The organism is Microcoleus sp. AS-A8 (genome assembly GCA_039962225.1).
Taxonomy (GTDB): domain Bacteria; phylum Cyanobacteriota; class Cyanobacteriia; order Cyanobacteriales; family Coleofasciculaceae; genus Allocoleopsis.
This window is the reverse complement of record JAMPKV010000001.1, coordinates 104,643-121,125: the sequence shown is the minus strand read 5'-3', so window position 1 is coordinate 121,125 and position 16,483 is coordinate 104,643. Positions and strand designations below refer to the sequence as shown.

15 protein-coding genes are annotated in these 16,483 nt (G+C 47.5%); 4 read left to right on the top strand and 11 right to left on the bottom strand.

Annotated elements, in window-relative coordinates; all coding sequences use genetic code 11:
• Positions 1-296: 296 nt before the first annotated feature.
• The 3 genes from NDI48_00520 to hisG all read right to left on the bottom strand — a co-directional run bounded on the left by NDI48_00520 (position 297) and on the right by hisG (position 3,582).
• Positions 297-1,073 carry a halocarboxylic acid dehydrogenase DehI family protein gene (locus tag NDI48_00520; GenBank protein MEP0829688.1) on the bottom strand — a complete coding sequence of 259 codons (777 nt, stop codon included), beginning with the start codon at positions 1,071-1,073 and terminating at the stop codon, positions 297-299.
• A gap of 54 nt (positions 1,074-1,127) precedes the next feature.
• A complete protein-coding gene (locus tag NDI48_00515; GenBank protein MEP0829687.1) occupies positions 1,128-2,333 on the bottom strand; it encodes an SDR family NAD(P)-dependent oxidoreductase in 1,206 nt (401 codons plus the stop codon).
• 604 nt (positions 2,334-2,937) lie between these two features.
• A complete protein-coding gene (gene hisG, locus NDI48_00510) occupies positions 2,938-3,582 on the bottom strand; it encodes an ATP phosphoribosyltransferase (protein MEP0829686.1) in 645 nt (214 codons plus the stop codon).
• A 125-nt stretch (positions 3,583-3,707) separates the two neighbouring features.
• Here hisG and NDI48_00505 point away from each other — a divergent pair, with 125 nt between their 5' ends.
• Positions 3,708-4,391 (top strand): response regulator transcription factor, encoded by a 684-nt coding sequence (locus NDI48_00505; protein ID MEP0829685.1) that lies wholly within the window; start codon positions 3,708-3,710, stop codon positions 4,389-4,391.
• A gap of 169 nt (positions 4,392-4,560) precedes the next feature.
• On the opposite strand, the gene NDI48_00500 is transcribed toward NDI48_00505, so the two are convergent.
• Both NDI48_00500 and NDI48_00495 read right to left on the bottom strand, forming a co-directional pair.
• Positions 4,561-4,947 carry a nuclear transport factor 2 family protein gene (locus NDI48_00500; GenBank protein ID MEP0829684.1) on the bottom strand — a complete coding sequence of 129 codons (387 nt, stop codon included), beginning with the start codon at positions 4,945-4,947 and terminating at the stop codon, positions 4,561-4,563.
• A 47-nt stretch (positions 4,948-4,994) separates the two neighbouring features.
• Entirely contained in the window at positions 4,995-6,338 is a 1,344-nt protein-coding gene (locus NDI48_00495) for a Rieske 2Fe-2S domain-containing protein (GenBank protein ID MEP0829683.1), read from the bottom strand.
• Between the two features lie 262 nt (positions 6,339-6,600).
• Here NDI48_00495 and NDI48_00490 point away from each other — a divergent pair, with 262 nt between their 5' ends.
• The gene (locus NDI48_00490; GenBank protein MEP0829682.1) at positions 6,601-6,894 is read left to right on the top strand and encodes a hypothetical protein; all 294 of its coding nucleotides are present in this window, start codon (positions 6,601-6,603) and stop codon (positions 6,892-6,894) included.
• Here the strand turns inward: NDI48_00490 and ptsP are convergent.
• Complete coding sequence (gene ptsP / locus NDI48_00485; protein MEP0829681.1) at positions 6,884-9,427, bottom strand: phosphoenolpyruvate--protein phosphotransferase; 2,544 nt, start codon at positions 9,425-9,427, stop codon at positions 6,884-6,886. The two genes, NDI48_00490 and ptsP, sit on opposite strands and share 11 nt — an antisense overlap.
• Before the next feature lie 68 nt (positions 9,428-9,495).
• On the opposite strand from ptsP, the gene NDI48_00480 reads away from it, so the two are divergent.
• Positions 9,496-10,059 (top strand): opioid growth factor receptor-related protein, encoded by a 564-nt coding sequence (locus NDI48_00480; protein ID MEP0829680.1) that lies wholly within the window; start codon positions 9,496-9,498, stop codon positions 10,057-10,059.
• A gap of 99 nt (positions 10,060-10,158) precedes the next feature.
• Here the strand turns inward: NDI48_00480 and hpsO are convergent, their stop codons facing one another.
• Together hpsO and hpsN are read right to left on the bottom strand one after the other, a co-directional pair.
• Entirely contained in the window at positions 10,159-11,328 is a 1,170-nt protein-coding gene (gene hpsO / locus NDI48_00475) for a hormogonium polysaccharide biosynthesis glycosyltransferase HpsO (GenBank protein ID MEP0829679.1), read from the bottom strand.
• An 88-nt stretch (positions 11,329-11,416) separates the two neighbouring features.
• Complete coding sequence (gene hpsN, locus NDI48_00470; GenBank protein MEP0829678.1) at positions 11,417-12,505, bottom strand: hormogonium polysaccharide biosynthesis glycosyltransferase HpsN; 1,089 nt, start codon at positions 12,503-12,505, stop codon at positions 11,417-11,419.
• Positions 12,506-12,682: 177 nt separating this feature from the next.
• Between hpsN and NDI48_00465 the strand changes: the two genes are divergently transcribed.
• The gene (locus tag NDI48_00465; GenBank protein MEP0829677.1) at positions 12,683-13,183 is read left to right on the top strand and encodes a DUF427 domain-containing protein; all 501 of its coding nucleotides are present in this window, start codon (positions 12,683-12,685) and stop codon (positions 13,181-13,183) included.
• A 4-nt stretch (positions 13,184-13,187) separates the two neighbouring features.
• On the opposite strand, the gene NDI48_00460 is transcribed toward NDI48_00465, so the two are convergent.
• The 3 genes from NDI48_00460 to NDI48_00450 form a co-directional block, all read right to left on the bottom strand.
• Complete coding sequence (locus NDI48_00460) at positions 13,188-14,216, bottom strand: NAD(P)-dependent oxidoreductase (protein MEP0829676.1); 1,029 nt, start codon at positions 14,214-14,216, stop codon at positions 13,188-13,190.
• Between the two features lie 36 nt (positions 14,217-14,252).
• Positions 14,253-15,317 carry a uroporphyrinogen decarboxylase gene (gene hemE, locus NDI48_00455; GenBank protein MEP0829675.1) on the bottom strand — a complete coding sequence of 355 codons (1,065 nt, stop codon included), beginning with the start codon at positions 15,315-15,317 and terminating at the stop codon, positions 14,253-14,255.
• Positions 15,318-15,461: 144 nt separating this feature from the next.
• Positions 15,462-16,406 (bottom strand): LD-carboxypeptidase, encoded by a 945-nt coding sequence (locus NDI48_00450; GenBank protein MEP0829674.1) that lies wholly within the window; start codon positions 16,404-16,406, stop codon positions 15,462-15,464.
• Positions 16,407-16,483: the final 77 nt, after the last annotated feature.

Genomic DNA, 16,483 nt, shown 5'->3' with positions numbered 1-16,483 from the left:
TGTTAAGTAAGATTCAGAAGCTCACTCACTCCAGGGTAGCGTGCCTGTTAGCTTCGATTCAAACCGCAAGCGTCCCACCCGCCAAAAGCCAGTTGCGGCTGCAAGTTACTCGATTTAACTATTGAGTTTGTGTAAGGCGAAGCGCTAACCTTTTTCCAAGAGCGATCGCCCAGTTTCCAATGCTCTACCGTAGATCCGATTTGTTTATATTCAAAAGCTTTTTGCACCATAAACAGAAGTCACTGCAAATGCAATGACGTTTGTGCTAATTCCATCAATCGAATTACAGCAGAAGATCAACGTGTAGTGACGGATTGAAGACTTGCCAGACCCATGTGAAATAGGGCATCCTGTACAATCAATTCCGGCAAGACATCCTTGAACATTTGCACTGTCTGCTGAATCCGCTCAAAATCTTCGGGGTTGTCCAAGCGATCGCGCACTTCCCGTTCACCGATCGCAACAACCGGACACAGACGACTGGCAGCGTTCTCTGCTCTGCGGACAATATCCTGCTTGAGAAGCTGATATTCCGGTCGCTCCCGCCAAAGTTTGATGTCTTCCCATGCTGGCAGGAAAAACGCAGACCATCGCGCTAATGCCTGGTAGTCGGAGTTCACAATCGGTACACCCAGAGTTTGTTTGATGTCTCGATATGCCTGTTGCATTTCTGCCGACATCTCCCGAACAGACTGCTCACCAATCAGTTGGATTTCTGAGTGCTGATTTGCATTGGGGCCACGACGAACATCGGCATTGCCCTCCTGACCAACCACTTCGCCTGCTAGGGTTCGACTCAAGGCAATTTGCTGAATCAGCAATTGGGGATTACCAAAGGTGAACGCATTCAGTACTCTCTGGATCTGATGCCGCTGTGCTTCATTCACATCAATTTGATAGTTTGGTAGATACCAGTCGTTACTATCCCGATAAACACGCTCGGTAATGGCGATCGCATTTTCCAAACAAGATTCGGTTTGCATCGCCGATTTGAAACGCTCCCAAAACAACTGCATCACTGATGGATACATCGCATAAGCACGCCAGGAAGCAGGTATCCAGGGAATTCCCAACGTGTCTTGAATTTCAGGGGGTGCCTGCGAAGGTTCGATCTACGGGAATCCTGATTAGTCGTCTTCTGCGATCGCTGGTTCAGGCGATGGCGTTCCCTCAGTGATTTCAAAGGAGTCAGTCTCTCCTATCACGACTCGCTGTGCTTCTACCTGTCGCTGTTGTCGCTCAGTTTCAATCGGCTGATCTGCTTCAGCGCCATCTGCATTCGCAGTTGTAATCTCGTTATTTTCCCGTGCAGCTTTGTCACTTAAGGAGGTTAACAAGGAAGGCGACAAGGATGAGTGGCTGTCTTTTCCGAAAGCGCGTTCGCGAAGCGTGCGCTCTGCGCGTTCGCTACCAATGCCACCTGCTTCAGGTAGCAATCGATTCGCCCAACCCAGCAGAGTGGAATTGAGTCCTGGAAACAGTGCAAACAATTTGGCACTGATTTGAGTCCAAAATGGCACAATCAGCTCTGCATCACCCCGTCGCAAGGCAGCAATAGTCTGACGAGCAACATTTTCGGCACTTGTAGAGAGCAAGGGTAACGAATCAGCAATGCTGAACCAGGTATACTCCTTGCGGTGCTGACCTTTGAAGATGGCATGGTCGATTACACCTGTGCGGATGAAACCGGGACATACTGTTGTGACAGCAATCCCCTCTTTTGCCAGTTCTGCCCGCATCCCTTCAGACAACCCCGTTAAGGCAAATTTGCTAGCACAATACGCCAACATGTGCGGGGAAACCACCTTGCCACCGATGGAAGAGATATTGACGATGCGTCCAGCCTGTCGTTGACGCATCTCTGGGAAAACTGCATAGGTGGTGTATAGCGGTGCCCAGAAATGCAGCTTCATCAAGTCGTCGTAGTCCTCCATCGTCAACACATCCATTGGACCGATAAGGTCGGTGCCTGCGTTGTTGATGAGGATGTCGATCTGACCGAGGCGATCGCCTACCTGCTGCACCATCTGCTCAACTTGAGAGCGCTCGGTGACATCGCAAGGCAAAGCCAATACTTGTCCACCCTGCTGTTCTAATTCATTACGCGCTCTTTCCAGCTCTGCCGCATCACGGGCACAAATTGCCAAACGCGCTCCTTGCTGTATCAACTGGCGTGCCATAACTAGACCCAGTCCGCGAGAACCGCCCGTAAGCAGCACCGTCTTGCCTGTGAGATTGTATTGACGTTCGCGCCACCATCCCACCACCCAAAGCACGACGAGCAAAGCGCCTACGCCAACTGCAACAAGAATAAGAGGATTCTGATTATCCATATAGAGGATTTATAGTAACTACCGCACTATTAACCTATCTGCTTTGGCGACGTGATCACCCTACACTTCAGCTAATAGATTGCCTACCATTTTCAGAAATTTGGTTGGATTTGTACCCCTTACGCGGGAGGTAGTTTTAAAGTGCAGTGCTTGAGTCTTTTGTATTCACCGCTACAACTTATATTATTTTGTCTTTACGAGTACAACTTGGCTTAATAGTATACCCTTCCTGTAGGTAGACGATTAAGCCAAAAAGCAGGATTAAATTTTAGTAATAGTGGGCAATGGATAACGAATATTTTTTTACTTGGTTTATTAATCAGCTCTCTATAATAAGCCCCTTCAATTTCTACCTATCAAGCATTAAACCTTGGCTTTTAAAGCCATTTTTACAGCGGATTACAAGTTTATGAAGTACAGTAATCGGCGTTAGGGGAAGGGGCGAAGCATTTGGTAAGAAAATCTTGTTAATTATTTATGGCTTATCGCCCAAATGCTTCGCCCATACAGGTGTACTCTAGTGACCTGAAATCTTAGATTATAGGTAATGGGAGAATTTTTTCTGGCTTCGATACTCCGTTGCGACCCCCAGCGCCATTGCCACTTAGATTGTACTCAAGGTTAAGGCTTGCAACTGCTCTACCCAATGGCGGAGTTCATACGTATTGAGGCGATAACTTAGGGGGTGAGCAATCAGCCGCGCCGTACTCTCAAACAAAATGTCAATTTCAATTAAACCGTTTTCTTTTAAAGTCCGACCGGTGGAGACTAAATCGACAATGGCTTCTGACATCCCGGTAATGGGGCCGAGTTCCACAGAACCGTAGAGGGGAATAATTTCTACTGGCAAATCCAGATTATTGAAGTGTTCGCGGGCACAGTGTACAAATTTCGACGCGACACGACCGTGAGGTGGCAATTCTAAAGAACTGCGGTAGGGGCTGGAATCGCGTACCGCCACCGACATGCGGCACTTGCCAAAGCGTAAATCAGCGAGGTGAGCGACTTGAGAGGTCTTTTCCCGTAGAACATCGTAACCGACAATCCCTAACTGCGCTTGACCATATTCCACATAAACTGGGACATCCTGTGCTCGCACCAGCAGGGCTTTGGCGGTGCCGCTAGGGTCTTGAATCTGGAGTAGGCGGCTACCGGAGTCAAGAAAAGCACTAAAATCTAAGCCGACGGCTTGTAGCAGCTTGATGCTATCGATCAGAAGTGCGCCTTTGGGTAATGCAACAGTCAGCATAGAAATATTGGCTCAATTTGAAATAGTGCATTCATGCCTGAAGCATGAGCTACCTATAATATTGGCAACTTATCATGAATTGCAGTCAGGACTACAAAAAGGTTCTTGGATGCCCTTCACAAACAATGCGAATCCTTTTAGTTGATGATGAAATTGAGCTAACTGAACCACTGAGTCGAGTGTTAAACCGTGAGGGTTACGCGGTTGATGTGGCTTATGATGGGGCGACGGGAAGTGAGTTAGCGTCCGGCAGCGATTATGACTTGCTGATTTTAGATTGGATGCTGCCAAAACTGTCGGGATTGGAACTTTGCCAGCAGTTGCGATCGCAAGGGCGAACGACACCCGTGCTTTTCCTCACCGCGAAAGATACCTTGAATGATCGAGTCGAAGGATTAGACGCCGGTGCTGACGATTATCTGGTTAAACCCTTTGAACTGCGAGAGTTACTCGCCAGAGTTCGCGCTTTGTTGCGACGTTCTGCGACAACTGATAGCAGTGCGCCCCAACGTCTGCGGGTTGCGAACCTAGAACTGGATTTGGAAAATCAGCTAGCTTATCGCCATGGACGTTTAATTGAACTCTCGGAAAAAGAAAGTCAGTTACTAGAATTCTTTATGCGCCACACGGGTCAATTGTTGACCCATGGGCAAATTTATCAGCATCTATGGGCAGAAGATGAACAACCCAGTAGTAATGTGGTCGCCGCATTGATTCGCTTATTGCGGCGCAAAATTGAGGGCAAAGGTGAAACTCCTCTGATTCACACTGTCTATGGAAAAGGCTATCGTTTTGGAGATAGCAGCTAAGCAGAAATTAACATCCAAGTTATTGGGTAATACAGGAATTAAGCTGTGATGCATCTAAATTGCATACTTTGGTGAGGAAATAAAAACTCTTATTCCTTCTGCCTTCTGCCTTCTGCCTTGCATCCTCGATAATACAATTTAAATGCCGATTAGCTTAGTGCTTGATTGACTAACTTCTCAGTTGAGCAATCATTAAGGCTGGATTCCAGTAAGCACGAGTCGTTTGAATCTTGCCTGCTTCATTGAACTCGAAGATGGTAATTCCCTCAAAAGTGATGGATTTTCCACTCTTGCTCTTTCCCTGAATTGTCCACTTTACCGCTGCCTCATTCTCCGCCACACAAATATACTCGGTCGTCGGTTGTAGTTGCTCAAAAACGCCTTGTAATTGCCCAAAAAATTCCCGAAACCCTTCATGGATTTTGGTGGGTGGGTGTCCCACGGGGTCGTAACTGATGGCATCCTCTGCAAAGTAATCAACCCAGCCTTCTGGATTCATGGTTCCCATTTGGGCAAAGTAAGCAGAAACAACGGATTCAATGGCTTCTTGTGACATATTATTTACAAGGATTCACCTAAGATAGACTGGAATTAATGTGGCTTCTAGAAGCGCTCGAACTTGGTTTGAAAATTCTCAGCTAAAGCCGCTAAAGCAACGGCTGACAGAGAAGCTAAAACAGCAATGAGTTGACTTCCAGAACCGTCATTGATGATAGCCAAAGCCGCTAAAAAAATAGCCACTCCCACAAAAATTTTTTTCAAACTCTTGCTGAGCTGATAGGTTCGATGGCAAGAACTACACAGCTCAGTATGTCGCAAAGACCGATCTATGGGTAGCGGATGGGGCTGGAAATCTTTAGTATTTTGGCTGACTTTCGCGGTAGTATAGCCGCGATAAAAGGGCAAAGAAGCTCCATATTGATCGAGCCACTGACGATAGGCGATCGCAAAGGTATCGCAGGTTTCAATTGGAGCATACACTTGCTTGATACTTTGACCCAACCGCTCAACTTCTTCTTGTTGTCCTAGCAGTTGTGCCAAGTCTTCTTCTAAGATTTTGTTCTGTTTTAAATGAATCCACCATCGGGGCATCCATTTAACTGGCAACGTGACAAAGTTGCGATAGCTTCGCGTCAGAATTCGGCATCTCCCCTTACCCAGAGGGAAGAAATAAAATGCCTGTCCAAAAAACCATCCTTTCTCTGGAATGGGAAAGTGTAAATGCGCGAGTGACGGCACAATGAAATCAAGGTTTCTCCAGGTTTCATCGGGTAATCGGGTTTCACGAAACCTGCCACGAAATCCCTCAACCGAACTTTCAATGATTTCCATTTCTAACGGTTGGGCTTTTTCCCGATTCCCTTGGTTGCCATGATGGGCGATGTGAATATGAGCTGGGTCTAGCATATGTTCGATAACATAGCTAATGTCGCACGATAGTTCCGTGATTTTATCGGAATAAACAAAGCCCGGTTTGCCTAATTTAGGAATAGTGGGAATCCTTTCTTCATCAGCGGCTTCAGCGTTTCCCGCCCACATCCAAATCATGCCTTGACGTTCGATCACTTTAAAGGATTGTACACAAGCCTTAATTGGAATTTTTGCATCTGTTGGTAACTGGGGAATATGCAAACATTGACCCTCACTTCCAAATTGCCATCCGTGGTACAAGCATTCAATTTTGCCGTCGATAATTTGCCCATCGGAGAGTTTAGCCGCACGGTGAGGGCAACGATCTGTTAAACAGATTAATTTTTTATCCTGATTTTTAAATAAGACAAAGGGTTCATCGTAGAGAGAAAAACTATAAGGACGATTTTCTGGCAAGTCTTGCACAAAGGTAACAGGATACCAACATTGCCTCCAGTTAAATTCTTGCTCCTGTTCAGCTAGCGGTAGCGTGGATGTGGGTTGTGCTGCCTGTGGTGTTTTGATCTCAACTGTCATGGTTAATGTCCGGACTCTAGTATTTATACTTATTAGATTAAGACTTCGATCTTCCTACTTCAGGTGACCTCTTCTATTTCATTTAATCGGTGAAACCCCTGTTTACTGGGCTAGAAATCAGATAAGTATCAGGATTTTTACAATTCAAGTCAGTGAACTAACCTCAATAAGTTAATTTATTTGTAAATCATTCAATTTCAAGCCTTGAAGTGGTAAGTATTAAGGGGTAAATAGCTGTAAAGACCTAAACAGGAAACCGCTGATGTTCCATGCCAGATTGAGCGACGGCGAAACCAAAGAATATACAGATCTATTAGACCACAACGGGTTAGATTGGTGGGCTGTAACGGGAAGTGAGTGGACTGCAACCATTAGTGAAGAATGCTTGGCAGTGGCTCAGCAATCGTTGGAACGAGGCAAGTCTGGCTCAACCCGTGGCATTGTTTTATTGGGTGTTTTAACAGCGATCGCTTTATTAGGAGCCGCTACCTGGACTCAGTCTCCGGTAACCTCCGGAATACCCCAAGAGCAGGGGAAAATCGCTGCTACTCAATAATGAGCCTGCCAGCTTTCTGAGCGACATACTCTCGGACGGCTTCCGATGAATCCAACTGCAACACGTCACGAGCGATCGCTTGTGCTTCCTTTATGCTTAACCGCCCAACCGCTGCCTTAACAGCACCAATGGATGGCGGATTCATACTTAACTCATCCACTCCCAAGCCAACCAAAATTGGTGTAGCCAGAGGCAAGGACGCTAATTCACCACACACCCCCACCCCAATTCCAGCCTGACGCGCCGCTTGGATTGTCTGCTGAATCATTCGCAGTACAGCTGGTTCAAAGGCATCCGCCAGGGTAGCGACTTTGGGATTGGTGCGATCGCTAGCCATCACATACTGGCTTAAATCATTCGTGCCAATGCTGAAAAAATCCACTTCTGTTGCTAATTTCTCTGCCATCACCACAGCGGCGGGGACTTCTACCATCATTCCCACCTCCATAGATTCATTGAAGGGAATACCCGCTCGATATAGTTCCGCCTGTGCGGTGGCGAGAATCTCCTTGGCAGCGCGAATCTCCCGGAGGCAGGCAATCATGGGAAACATCACCTTAATGGGGTACTTGTGGGTTGCTCGCAGAATTGCCCGGAGTTGAGTTTTCAGCACATCTGGACAATCCAACAAAACACGAATTCCTCGCCATCCGAGGAAGGGATTGGGTTCTGAGGCTAAATTTAGGTAAGAAAGTGGCTTGTCTCCACCGATATCTAAGGTACGGATAATCAGGGGACGGGGGGATAAAATGGAGGCGATCGCTTGATATTGTTCCACCTGTTCGTCCTCTGTGGGTGAACTCTCGCGATCGAAATAGAGAAACTCACTCCTGAGTAATCCCACACCCTCCGCACCATTTTCCAAAGCCACTCGTGCATCGGCTATTCCACCAATGTTTGCCACAATTTGAATGGGACGCCCATCTTGAGTTACGGCGGGTTGCTGTGCGGCTGTTCTTTGTTCCTGTTGTACATATCGCTGCCGATCGCGTTTAGTCTGTAAGTCTCTCAACTCGGCGTCTTCCGGTTGCACCCACACCTGACCGGTTTCTCCATCCAGGGCGATTAGGGTGCCATCTTCCAAACTCAACAATTCGACATCGACGCCCACTACGGCAGGAATACCGAGCGATCGCGCTAAAATTCCACTGTGAGAAGTCGCACCGCCTGCGATCGTACAAATCCCTAAGACTTTGTGGGGGTTTAGGTGTGCTGTCTCCGAGGGCGTTAAGTCCGTGGCAACCAGAATCGCGGGCTGGGTGAAATCTAGGGGTGTGGATGCCACACCCGTTAGCAGGCGCAGCACTCGCTGTCCCACATCCCTGACATCAGCAGCGCGTGCCTTTAAGTAGGGATCTTTCAACGCTTCGTAGGAACGCACAGTACGAGCGACGACTACCTTCCACGCCGATACGGCATCCAGTGTATAGTCAAAAATCCGCTGACGTGCCGCTTCTACGATCGCGGGATCGGACAAGCACAGCAGATGGGCATCGAAAATAGCGGCTTCTTCTTCCCCCACTTGCTCTGCAACTTGCTGGCGCAAAGTCTGGAGTTCTTGACAAGCGGTGGCGATCGCATCTTGCAACTGTTGCCATGACTCATGAGGATTGTCTCCCAGATACTCCGTCACCTCTGCTACAGCCGGTTGATACAAGACTATAGGGCCAATGGCAATGCCGGGGGACGCCGGGATACCCCAGAGTTGACCGTTTGCCGCCGTGAATGTTTCGGGGACAGGGGTTGCAGTCAACGCGCCAGAGGTAGTTTCGCCAAAGTTGGAGAGGACAAGTTGCTGCAAAGCGGCTAAAGCTGCTGTGGCATCGGTACCTGTGGCGGCGATCGCGATTTCATCTCCTTGATGCACACCCAGCGTGATCACCTGATTAATACTTTTACCATTAACGAACTGGCTCCCTACCGTCACGTTTTGTAGCGTGATCTGAGACTGAAATCGACACGCGATGCCAACAAATTTAGCCGCAGGACGAGCATGAAGCCCCATCTGATTTTGCACGGTAAGATGGATTTCCTGTGTCGCTTGCCCTGTAGGGGTTGAAGGTTGAACTTGGGAAGATAGGTTACGACTTTCAACGTTCAACTCTTGTGACTTTTGAGGGCTAACCCCCAACAACTGAGTGATTTTTGCAGTTAGTGCCCCTCGTGCTTCAGCGAGGACTTGCTCAATGTTAGCGCCATTAGCGGCTTGAACGGCGGCGGCGAGGGTTCCTTCCACTAAAGGCGCTTCGCATAGTCTTACCATATCCCGTTGGTTGTCTGGCAGAAACTCTAAAGCCATTTCCGCACTCAGAATCGCACTGCCCAAATCCATCAAAACGATAACGCCTTCATCCGTGTAAACCGACTGAATCGCTTGATAAATCTGCATTGCATCGGTACCGAAGGGATTTTCTGGGTCATCGATTCCGGCGGCAACGGCGCTTCTGATTGCACCTTGAACCATTTGCTGCGCGAGTTCCTGAACTCCATCTGCCAGCTTTTTGCTGTGAGATACGATAACAATTCCCACCATGATTAATATTACTATGACTATGATTTAGATGACCCAGTCTTGAATTATATTGTCAGCCAACAATAGATATGACGAAGTTACCTGATCATTCCTTATACAACAAACCCGAACAAGCCATTGTGGCATTCTATCTAAATCAGCGCCCCGATTCAAAAAGGCGAATGATCGAAGATATCTGGTTATGGGATTACCAGAAATTGGAGTACACCCATGACTATATTCAATGGCTCTTTCCGCTGCAAAAAAAGAGTCGCTTTAATCCGGATGCACCTCTCTTAAATGATCAGACCATTCAAGCCTTCAGGACAAATGAGCAATTGAGAAGCCGCTTGAGGAAGTCCCTCGAAGTCATGCTCAGTTTTTATGGACTGCAAGCCACTGAGCGAGGAAACGAAGCTCTTGAAGTCACTTTATCTGACGAATTTCCAGAACGGAAAACGGTCTGGCTTCAGCCAGGGAATCACAACTACCTTCGCATTACCAGAATTCTAACCAGTTTAAAAATTCTTGGTTTAGAGAAGGATGCCCAAGCTTTTAAAAAGGGGTTAGACCAAATTTACGTGGAAGAGGGCGATCGCATCGGAAGCAAAACTTATCGGTTCTGGGAAAAGGCTGTAGTTTTCGATGAATAATTCAATATTTCTTGGATATCAGGTGTTTATTTTAATAGTATTTAGGTTTTTTTATGGTTTTTTTATGGTTTAAGTGTAAAATCTTTTTTTTTCAATTCATTAGCCTATAATTTTTATATAAAAATCTAACAATTGCTTAGCTAAGGCTTTATTTGTATATTGGCTCATTGCTCTTTCATAACCCAATTGAGCCAGATGAGCGGCTAAATTAGGTTGCTCCATGAGTTGCTGCAAACACTTCTGTAACTCGGAGACATCTCCCTCTGGAAAAACTAAACCAGCATCAGCAATAACATAGGGAATTTCCCCAGAGTTAGAACCAATCACGGGTACTTTCGACGCCATGGCTTCAATGAGGACATGGCCAAACTGCTCTTTCCAACCCACTGCTGTTAGGGTTTTAAATTGAGAATTTGTTTCTGAAGGTAGCACCAACGTATCCATGAGATTAATATAGCGAGGTACCTCTTCATGAGGAACACTTTCGATCCAAATAAGCTGGTTTTTGATGCCCCATTCCGTCGCTTTGTTCATCAATTCTGATTGTAAGGGGCCACGTCCGAGCAGCAGCCACTTCCAAGGGCGTCCTTGTAAACCAACAAGGGCTTTGCCTAGGGTTAGTAAGCCTTTTTCTTCAACAAATCGTCCGACGAATCCTATTACAAATTCATCGGGTTGAATACCCAATTGGCTTTTCAATTCTAGCTGGGGTTGGGAGCGAAACCGATTTTCATCTACACCTAACTGGGGCATCACTTTAATCGCTCCCTGGTAGCCATGTTGTCGCAACACTTCTGCTGCATCTTGATTCCCAGCAATCACACCGTGAGTATTTTTGAGATTATAAGCTTCCAGCCAAGATACAGGGAATTTCAGTTGATAAGGAAGATTCCACCAGGTAAAGAACAGATTTTTGGCTTGGAGTCCCAATACTTTATTCAGAGAAATGAGTTGAGCGTAGCCTAAGGCTTTAGCTCCTTGTTCAACTTGAATAATCTGGGGTCGAAATTGACGTAATAGGGGGATGATATCTGCTCCAAACGTGAGCAGACTCTGATTATTTTCACTGAAGTTAGAGATGGGGACAATCCGAAAACAGCCTTCTTGACGCGGCTGAGTTTCAATGATTTTGTTCTGAACGCCACCCGGACGCCAACGACGCGGCACAACGACAGTCACTTCAATGTTAGGTTCTAAGCTGGCTAATGCCCTTAATTTTTCACAGTTAAGGTCAACAATATAGGAATGACTGGCGACTAGAATTCTCATTCTTAGCAGGATTGCAGGTTAACAGGTTGCAGGCTGCCAAAATCAACTAAACTTTCAACTGGCAACCTTTCAACGTTCAACTTTTGTGTTAGCTTTCAACGCTTAATTCATCCAATTGAGTATAGATTTGACCCGCATCCCAACGAGACTGAATGAGAGTACACAGAGCGCTGAGAAATCCTAAGCTATAGAAAGCGGCACGGCTGATAATTTTGATCGGAGAGCTGCTTTTGTAACACGGCGGATGTCCTAAAACATGGCAGTCAAACAAGCGACTATACAAGCGTAGCTGCTCAAAGGGGGTGAGGTTTTTTAGCGCCATCAGAAAGTGGTTGTGATAGAAGCTGAGTTGGTACTGGAGCGATCGCATACTAATATCATGACAGCCACCAGTCTCTTCCCCTAAATGCACTAAATAGGCATCGGGGTCATACCAGATTTGATACCCTGTGCGACGCAATCGCAAACAAAAATCCGACTCTTCGCGTACCGCACTCCCCCGAAACCGTTCATCAAAAAGTAGTCCATGTTGGGTGAAAATTTCACGGCGGAAGGACATATTGCAGCCTCTCGCTGAGATGACACGCTGAGGCTTGACGGTGTGAACTAAATCAATATAGTACCAGGCAATGCCTGGGTCCATCGCTTCCGGCGGTAAGTCTTCAATTTGAGATTGGGAATGGGTTATTGGAATTGGGGTCAACTCTGCGATGTTCCCTGATTTTGTCCCCAAAGCTGCGGTTGTTCCTGTGTTTTCCTTGCCGCCACTCCCCAATCCCCAGTTCCCTTTTTCCGTCAACTTCATGCGGTCAAACACTCGCCCTGCCACAGCCCCAATTTCAGAGCGATCATAGTTACGAGCATGGGCTTTTAGACATCCAATCGGCATTTGCACATCATCATCGATAAATAGAATAATTTCCCCTGACGCCCGTCGTACCGCATAATTCCGTGCTCCCGGTAAACTCGCCCACGCCACGCGGAACCACTGAATCTTGCGGTTGTTAGCCAGTTGCTCCAGATAGGCTTGGGTTTCCGGTTGATGAGTGGGGGATTGATCGACGACCAAGACTTCAAATGCTGGATAATCTTGCTTGAGTACGTCTTCGAGCGTATCCCGTAAGGGTTCTTCCCGTCCGTAAGTGGGGATAATTACCGAAATCAAAGGCCAATTCACGCTTGTTGCCTGTGTTGGTTGTGGAGTAGGAGCGATTCAATCTATTGGCTCCTGCCAAAAGGCTAGCCTAACATTTCACACAAATTACAGGTCTGGGGGAGACGTTACGCGAACCGGATGGCAGCGCGACTCCTCCTTTAAAATAAGCGGTGTGACATGAACAGGACAACTCAGAGCATGAACAGTCGCCGTATTGAACCCGAACCCGGACAAGAATCTGTATGGGATTATCCGCGTCCCCCCCGCTTAGAAGACTCACCCAAACACCTCCAAATCATATTTAATGGCGTTACTCTAGCCGATACCCATCGTGCTAAACGTGTATTAGAAACTAGCCATCCTCCTGTTTACTACATTCCTCCTGAAGATATTCAGATGGAGTATTTAGTATTAGTAACAGCCACTCAAGGGTCATTTTGTGAATGGAAGGGTCGGGCGATTTACTATAGTGTTGTCGTTGGGGAAAAACAGGCTGTCAATGCGGCTTGGTCTTATCCGAATCCCACACCGACTTTTGCTGGGATTAAAGATTATTTAGCGTTCTATGCCCATCTGATGGATGCCTGTTATGTCAATGGGGAACAAGTGCAACCACAGCCGGGAAATTTTTACGGCGGTTGGATTACTCAGGATATTGTCGGCCCATTTAAGGGGGGCGTTGGAACGTGGGGTTGGTAAGTTTTTAACTATTTTCCCTGACTTCTGACTCTGACCGAATCACCCGTGAATTTTTAGCTTCACGAATACCACTGATTCTTAAGACATCCGTTAAGGTCTTGCAATAAGGTTCTAAACCCACTGTTGCAGGATTGATCGGGTTTTGATAGGTAAAATGCCGATAGCTCATGCTAAACCGATCCCATGCTGCCATCTGAATCCGAAACAACACAATTAAAATGTCGGCAAGCCAAGGGGATAAAGGGATGCGAAAGTAAATTTTCTTACCTAAATAGGCACAAACTTCTTCTACGGCCTGATTCACCGTCAAGGGTCCATTTCCCAAAACCAAGCGTCTGGTTGACCTCATATCAGGCTCTCCAAACCAAGCGGGTTCGGGGGGATGGTCAACTAGATATCGCACCACCTGAGCAATATCTCGTCCGTGGATAAAGTGGAAGCTGGCATCCGCTTTAAACCAGCGAATCAGGTCTACCCATTTCACCACATCTCTAATGCCTGATGAGATATGGGAATAGGGTTTGTTGGCGTCTCCTCCTAATACTAAAGTGGGAAACACGGTGGTAATTTTTGGCGCGATCGCTAATTTCGGTAACTGTACTAAACATTGGTACTTGGAACGGATATATTCCGTCCCCAGTTGACCGGATTCTTTGAGGATTTCATTATTCCGATCTAAAACACTCGCGGTGGAAAAGTAAATGACTTGCTCACAAACGGACGGGTCGAGCAATTCCATTAACCGCATGGTTTTGACAACATTAACGTCAAACGTTTCCTGTTGTCCTCCCCAAGCGGTTGCTGCCAGGATTGCCATGTTCATCGTCTTGAGCAAGTCAGCAAAGCGTTCAATCTGGCGCAAGTCGGATTGTAAAATTGTCACACCAGGACGAGCTTCGTAGTCAAAACCCAGTTTGTCTGGATTTCTGACCAACAGATACAGCTCGTGTTCCGTTTCCTGAATCAAGGCTTCGGCGATGTAGTGACCAATACAGCCACTGGCACCCGTCAAGAGAATCCGCTTGGGGGTCATGGAATTTTAGATTTTGGAGGTTGGATTTTCGATTAACTAATAGCTAGGAACAGCGAGTAATTGATCGGCTTGTTTGGCGGTTTCAAAGAAGAATCTCACATTGTCTTCGGGGGTTCCCGGTAAGACGCCGTGACCGAGGTTAAAGATATGACCTTTTTTGCCGGCTTTCCGAATTGTATCGAGGATGCGATCGCGGATAAAGTCTTGCGACCCAAATAGGGCACCGGGGTCCATATTTCCCTGCACGTTAACATCCCAGCCCAATCTTTGCCGCCCTTCCGCCATATCGACCGTCCAGTCTAAGCTGACAATATCGACGCCCGATTTGGCCATTCGTTCCAGTACGCCAGCACTACCGCTGATGTAGAGGATCATGGGTGTATCGGGATGGGTTTGTTTGACTTGCTGCACCACTCGTTGCTGATACGGTAAGGCGAAGGTGTCGTAGTCTTGGGGACTGAGTTGACCGGCCCAAGAATCAAACATTTGCACGACCTGAGCACCATGATCAATTTGATAACGCACATAAGTGGCGATCGCATCGGCCAATAAGCCCAGAAACTGATGCAGCATGGTCGGTTCTGAGAACGCCATGCCTTTAATGATTGAGTAATTTTTGGAGCTTTTCCCCTCAATGGCATAAGCGGCTAGCGTCCAGGGGGCACCCACAAAACCCAGAACCGTGCTTTGATTGCCCACTTCTTGGCGCAACGCCTGCAAAATCTCCCCAACAAACGAGAGTTTGTCTAACTCTAAAGGATGCAATTTGTCAAGCTGTTCTTGGGAGCGAATCGGGGGGTCAATGATTGGCCCTTTGCTTTCGATAATGTCGAAGGGAATACCCAGTCCTGGCAGTGGTGTGAGAATATCGGAAAACAAAATCACCCCATCGGGCTGAAACGCCTTCCAGGGTTGCAGGGAAACTTCAATCGCAATTTCTGCAATTTCCGAGCGATCGCGGAAACTTGGATATTTATCCCGTAAATCCCGATAAGCTTTCATATATCGACCCGCCTGCCGCATCATCCACACCGGCGGACGGTCTAATTGTTCACCACGGGCTGCCCTTAATAGGTAGGGAATCTGGGTTCCTCCAGTCATCTAATCTTTACCCTAAATAATTTTTAAATGCATTTGTTAGCTTATCATTCTCAGATTGTCACTGTTAGCTTCAACAAAATTGGGCATAGGGAATGGGGCATGAGAGAAGGAAACAATTGCGGAAAAACAGGCTAAATTCGCCCGTCAGCTCCTTGTAAGAGTGTTCAACGCCTCCTCGCCCCAACTCAACGTACCCCCGTCAGCATCGAGTTCAACCGGTTGCCCTACAGGGAGAGCAGCATTAGCGCCTTCGTGACCAAAGGGGAGGTCACTGACAATGGGGAGGCCAAGGTCACTTAAGCGATCGCGCAACACTTCTTCTACAGTCCAGCTCGGTATATCCTTGGGTGGCTCACACCGACTGAAACGCCCCAAAGCAATGCCTCGAACCCCTTTCAAAGCACCACTCATCCGCCACTGAGTCAACATGCGATCGATGCGGTAAGGCGCTTCTGTCACATCTTCTAAGGCTAGAATCACCCCTTCGAGCGGGGGTTGTACAGGCGTTCCCAATAGGTGAGTGGCGACAGTCAGATTGGCGGGTAACAGAATCCCCCTCACCGTTCCACCCCCCCAGCCAACGCCTGACAGAGGTTCGAGGGGGCGTCCTTCCACACAGTCGAACAACCGTTGGAGCGACCACTCAGGCTCTGCGGCGAGGGTTGTCAAAACTGGCCCATGCACACCGCAGACGCCAGCTCCATAGAGACTCCACAACAACCCCGTGATATCCGAAAAGCCAATCAACCACTTATCGAGTTGGGATGGATGAGTCTCTAAAGACCATGTCCAGTCTTCTAGAAGTCGCGCACTGCCATATCCACCTCTGGTACAGAGAATGCCTCGGCATTCGGGGTCTTGCCAAGCTTGTTGCAATTGCTGGCGTCGTTCACTATCTTTCCCAGCTAGGTAGCCTTCCCTGGCATCCCAATAAGTTTGGAGTTCAACTCTGTACCCCTTGCTACGCCAAATTTCCACACCCTTGTGGAAAGCCTCAAACTCTCGTAAGGCTCCACTGGGAGTAATCACTCGCAGTAAATCTCCCGGTTTCAGCGCAGGGGGTCGCTGGATCTGTACGTAATAGGTCATTGGTAATAAAAAGTTACAGATTCGCCCGTTAGCAGGTTAGCAGCTTAGAAGACTCGTTGGAACCTTCCAACTTTCCC

Bases quoted from the DNA above. Each gene is read 5' to 3' on its own strand.
- NDI48_00515 (MEP0829687.1), bottom strand. From the start codon at position 2,333: ATGGATAATCAGAATCCTCTTATTCTTGTTGCAGTTGGCGTAGGCGCT.
- hisG (MEP0829686.1), bottom strand. From the start codon at position 3,582: ATGCTGACTGTTGCATTACCCAAAGGCGCACTTCTGATCGATAGCATC.
- NDI48_00505 (MEP0829685.1), top strand. From the start codon at position 3,708: ATGCGAATCCTTTTAGTTGATGATGAAATTGAGCTAACTGAACCACTG.
- NDI48_00500 (MEP0829684.1), bottom strand. From the start codon at position 4,947: ATGTCACAAGAAGCCATTGAATCCGTTGTTTCTGCTTACTTTGCCCAA.
- NDI48_00495 (MEP0829683.1), bottom strand. From the start codon at position 6,338: ATGACAGTTGAGATCAAAACACCACAGGCAGCACAACCCACATCCACG.
- NDI48_00490 (MEP0829682.1), top strand. From the start codon at position 6,601: ATGTTCCATGCCAGATTGAGCGACGGCGAAACCAAAGAATATACAGAT.
- ptsP (MEP0829681.1), bottom strand. From the start codon at position 9,427: ATGGTGGGAATTGTTATCGTATCTCACAGCAAAAAGCTGGCAGATGGA.
- NDI48_00480 (MEP0829680.1), top strand. From the start codon at position 9,496: ATGACGAAGTTACCTGATCATTCCTTATACAACAAACCCGAACAAGCC.
- hpsO (MEP0829679.1), bottom strand. From the start codon at position 11,328: ATGAGAATTCTAGTCGCCAGTCATTCCTATATTGTTGACCTTAACTGT.
- NDI48_00465 (MEP0829677.1), top strand. From the start codon at position 12,683: ATGAACAGTCGCCGTATTGAACCCGAACCCGGACAAGAATCTGTATGG.
- NDI48_00460 (MEP0829676.1), bottom strand. From the start codon at position 14,216: ATGACCCCCAAGCGGATTCTCTTGACGGGTGCCAGTGGCTGTATTGGT.
- hemE (MEP0829675.1), bottom strand. From the start codon at position 15,317: ATGACTGGAGGAACCCAGATTCCCTACCTATTAAGGGCAGCCCGTGGT.
- NDI48_00450 (MEP0829674.1), bottom strand. From the start codon at position 16,406: ATGACCTATTACGTACAGATCCAGCGACCCCCTGCGCTGAAACCGGGA.